The following is a 4,383-nucleotide window of genomic DNA, read 5'->3' as shown; positions in this document are numbered from 1 at the left end:
AAGTGCCGCCGCCGCGCCCCGCCGCCATTGCCGCGCTGGCCGCCTCCAGCGCCAATGCGCCCGCCGCCGAAGTGCCCGCCGCCGAAACGCCCGCTGCGGCTCCCGCCGCCGATCCGCGCCTGCAAGGCTTCCGCCCGCGCCCGCGCCCCGAGGGCTTGCGCGTCCCCGGCGCCGATGATGCCGCGCTGGCGATCCCCGCCGAGCGCCGCATGACCAGCCTGCGCCCGCGCGCCCGCCCCGCCGCCCTGGCCGAGGAAGCCGCCGCCCGCGCTGCGCAACTCTCCCGTCAGGCCGCGCAGGACGAGGCCGCCCGCGCCGCTGCCGCCGCCGCTTCGCTTTCCGCCACCGCCGCCGCCCAGCCCGGCGCCGCGACGGTGCCGCAAGGTGAAGACCCCACCGCCGAGGCGATTGCCGCCGCCGCTTCCTCTGCCGCCATCGCGCCGCGCGCCGGTCCGATCAGCCCGCAGGCCGTGGCGATCTCGCGCAAGCCCCCCACCAAGCCGCGCGATTTCAACCGCCGGGTTCAGGCCGCCGTCGCCGCCGCCGCGGCCCCTGCCGCCCGCGCCAAACCGGCGCCCGAGGCCGAACCCGAAGAGCCGCAGCGCACCGCCCGCAGCGCCGAACCCGGCGAAGATGAGGAACCCGTGGCCCCCGCCGCCAAGGCGCCCAAAGTGCCCACCAAGGCCTCGGTCGCCAAGAATGCCACCTTTGCCAATGCCATCAATCTGGGCAAGACCAACCTGATCGGCGTCTATGGCACGCCCTCCAAGCGCTATGCGCTGATCCGGCTGGGCTCGGGCCAGTACAAGAAGGTCCGGGTGGGCGACCGGGTGGATGGCGGCACCGTGGCCGCGATCACCGAAAGCGAATTGCGCTACAAGAAGGGCGGGCGCATGGTGGCCCTCGCGATGCCGCGCGGCTGAGGCCAGGCCTGTCGACCCACGCGCCCGCAGGCGCATGCCCGAAATTTCACGCCCGCAATCTCACGCCTATTGTAACATTTGCCGAAAACTGTGACGCGGCGCCCGCCGCCGCCCGGTTGCGCCCGCCCGGCGCAGCGCCGATACTTGCGGCATGGAAAGCCTTCTGCTGCAAGCCACCTATTACCTCGCTGCCGCCGTCATCATCGTGCCCGTCACGGTGCGCCTCGGGCTGGGCTCGGTGCTGGGCTATCTGGCGGCGGGGCTGGTGCTGGGGCCCGCCCTGGGCCTTGCCGGACACGAAACCCATGATCTGCAACACTTTGCCGAATTTGGCGTGGTGGTCATGCTGTTCCTCATCGGGCTGGAGCTGCAACCCCGCACCCTGTGGGACATGCGCCACCGGCTGCTGGGCCTCGGCGGCATGCAGGTGGTGCTGACCGCCGGTCTGGTGGCCGCGATCCTGCTGGCGATCGGCGAGCCCTGGCGGGTGGCGCTGGTGCTGGGCCTGTTGTTCTCGCTGTCCTCCACCGCCATCGTCTTGCAGACCCTGACCGAAAAGGGCCTGCTGCGCAGCCCCGGCGGGCGCAGCGCCTTTGCGGTGCTGCTGTCGCAGGATATTGCCGTGGTGCCGATGCTGGCGCTGATCCCGCTGATGGCGGGGGGCGCCCGCGCACCCGCCGAAACCGCCGAGGGCGCGGCAGAGCCGCTGTTGTCGCTCGTGCAATCGCTGCCCGGTCTGGCAGTGACCGGCCTCACGCTGGGCATCGTCGCCGCCATCGTGCTGGCCGGGCATTTCTTCGCAGGGCCGGTGTTCCGCTTTGTCCATGCCGCCCGCCTGCCCGAGATCGGCACCTCCATCGCGCTGCTGATCGTGATCGGCATTGCCTTTCTGATGATGCTGGTGGGCCTTTCGCCCGCGCTTGGCACCTTCATTGCCGGGGTGGTGTTGGCCAACTCCGAATTCCGCCACCAGATCGAGGCCGATCTGAAACCCTTCAAGGGCATCCTGCTGGGCCTGTTCTTCATGACCGTCGGCATGAGCATCGACCTGCCGCTGCTGGCCGATCAGCCCCTGCGCATGCTGGGCCTGACCCTCACCCTGATCGCGGTGAAGGCGGCGGTGCTGTTCGGCCTCGCCACCGCCTTCCGCATGGCGGGGCGCGACCGCACGCTGTTTGCGCTGTCGCTGGCGCAGGGGGGCGAGTTCGGCTTCCTGATCGTCAGCTTCACCGTGGCGCAGAACCTGCTGCCCGAGGTGCAGGCGCAGCGCGCGTTGCTGGTCATCAGCCTGTCCATGCTGCTGACGCCCCTGCTGTTTGCGCTGCAAGGGCGGCTGGCGCAATGGCAGGCCCGCCGCGCCCCGGCGGCCCGCCCCGACGAGATCGACGAGAAAGGCCCGGTGCTGATCGCGGGCATTGGCCGCTTTGGTCAGGTGGTGAACCGGATGGCGCGCAGCGCGGGCCTGTCGACCGTGGTGCTGGATGCCGATGCGGCGGCGGTCGAACGCATGCGGCGCTTCGGCGTGAAGGGCTATTTCGGCGATCCCTCGCGCCCCGATCTGCTGCATGCGGCAGGGCTTGATACGGCGCAGGTGCTGGTGGTGGCGGTGGATGATCAGGCCAATGCGCTGCGCATCGTGGCCTTCGCCCGCAAGGCCCGCCCCGATCTGCATATCGTCGCCCGCGCCTATGACCGCACCCATGTTTACGAACTGTATCAGGCCGGGGCCGATGACATCGTGCGCGAGACCTTCGACAGCTCGATCCGCGCCGGGCGCTATGTGCTGGAAAACATGGGGTTGACGGAATACGAGGCCGCCAATCACGCCAAGACCTATTTCCGGGTGGACCGCGCCGCGATGCGCGATCTGGCGGCGCTGTGGCGGCCGGGCCAGCCGGTGCATCTCAACCCCGATTACATCGCCCGCGCCCGCCGTCTGGATGAAGACCTGCGCACCGCGTTGCTGGATGATACCGAGGAAGGCCTGCCCGCCGTGAAAGCGGCCGAGTAACCTCAGCCGCGCCGCGCGCCCCTGGCCCCCCAGGCGCCCGAGGCCCGGATGGCCGAGGAGGACAGATCGTTCAGCGGCACATCCGCCAAGAGCCAGGCGGGCGGGGCGCGATGGCCCAGATCGCCCGCCGCCCCCTCGCTTACCCGGTCCGTGGCGTAGACCCGCGCCGCGCGCCCCAGCCGCCCCTTCACCCCCCAGCCGGGCCGTGCCAGCACCCCCACCGGCACCATGCGCATGATGTCCTCCCACTGGTTCCAGCGGTGGAACTGCACCAGATTGTCGGCCCCCATCAGCCAGACAAAGCGCACCCCCGGATAGCGCGCCTTCAGGGCCCGGATCGTGTCGGCGGTGGCACGGGTGCGCAGCGGCACCTCCAGCGCGGTGATCGCCACCTTCGGATGCCGCATGATCGCCCGCGCCGCCGCCATCCGCGCGGCCAAAGGCGCCGGAGGCCGGGGCTTCAGCGGGTTGCCGGGGCTGACCAGCCACCACACCCGGTCGAGGCCAAAGCGCCGCAGGGCCTCGCGCGTGATATGCACATGCCCCTCATGCGCCGGATCGAACGAGCCGCCCAGAAGGCCAATGGTCATGCCGCGCGTCGCGATGGGAAAGCCCTGTTTCAAAAGCCCGTCTCACTGTCCTGCCTCTGCCGTCATGGCTACCCCAGCCAATCCGCCGGGCAAAGGCCAAAGCGCGGCCGAAAACGGCGTGAAACAGCCTTGTTTGACAACCCACGGCTGATTTATGGGGTGCCCAAACAACTATCTTGAGGTTCCTTGATGATTCGACTTGCTTTGAATGCCCCTTGGTATCTGTACGTCCTCGCCGCTTTGGGGCTGAGCTATCTGTCTTGGGACAATTATGCCGACTCTCGCGCCGAGGCCGAGGCCTTTGCCGCCGCACTCAGCCAACCCGCCCCCGAGGTCGTCGACCTCGCAACCGTCGCCCCCGGCACGCAAGACGGTCTGGCCCGTCCTGAGACAGGTGAAATTGCATTGACCGCCGTGATCGGAGAGGGCTACTGGTCTGTCTCGAAAACAGGCAAGGGGCTGGATTCCAAAGGTATCGTCGCCGAGATCTATGCCGATGATGCAGGCTTTGCCGCGAAAGAGCCGCGTGGGGTCGTGCTGTTTGACGACGAGGCCGAGTATGAGGCTTTCATGCAGGCTTCCGTGCAAGGCGCGACCGAAGCCGGGCATCCTCAGGTGACATTCTGGAGCCTGAACAATGGGTCTGACCTCCTGAAGACTCTGGCGATCTCTGCCGTGGAAAGCGAAGGGAAAAAATTGCCCTCGGACATGTTGATGCTGCGCCCCGAACTGGAAGACCGCGCCACTGTCATGGGCAAACTGGTGTCGCACCCCGATGATTTCTACATCGCACACCTCACGCTGGCGATTGCCGCGGCTGTCGTCGCGCTGATCAAATTCCTGGGCGCCCGCAAAAAGA

General features: G+C 68.7%; 3 protein-coding genes and 1 pseudogene. 3 read left to right on the top strand and 1 reads right to left on the bottom strand.

Translation table 11 applies throughout. The annotated features are described in order from the left end of the window. Together JNN06_RS01635 and JNN06_RS01630 are read left to right on the top strand one after the other, a co-directional pair. Window positions 1–923 (top strand): annotated as a pseudogene (locus JNN06_RS01635) (hypothetical protein); the annotation flags it as partial. A gap of 151 nt (window positions 924–1,074) precedes the next feature. Next, window positions 1,075–2,934: a cation:proton antiporter gene (locus JNN06_RS01630; RefSeq protein ID WP_291237857.1), complete on the top strand. Its 1,860-nt coding sequence runs from the start codon at window positions 1,075–1,077 to the stop codon at window positions 2,932–2,934. 2 nt (window positions 2,935–2,936) lie between these two features. Here the strand turns inward: JNN06_RS01630 and JNN06_RS01625 are convergent, their stop codons facing one another. After that, window positions 2,937–3,557 carry a nicotinate-nucleotide adenylyltransferase gene (locus tag JNN06_RS01625; protein ID WP_291237856.1) on the bottom strand — a complete coding sequence of 207 codons (621 nt, stop codon included), beginning with the start codon at window positions 3,555–3,557 and terminating at the stop codon, window positions 2,937–2,939. 156 nt (window positions 3,558–3,713) lie between these two features. On the opposite strand from JNN06_RS01625, the gene JNN06_RS01620 reads away from it, so the two are divergent. Beyond that, a partial coding sequence (locus JNN06_RS01620) for a hypothetical protein (protein ID WP_291237855.1) occupies window positions 3,714–4,383 on the top strand: 670 nt, incomplete at its 3' end.

Source organism: Gemmobacter sp., from assembly GCF_016792925.1.
GTDB lineage: Bacteria > Pseudomonadota > Alphaproteobacteria > Rhodobacterales > Rhodobacteraceae > Gemmobacter.
The sequence above is the reverse complement of the archived record's forward strand: the minus strand, read 5'-3'. Positions and strand labels throughout refer to the sequence as shown.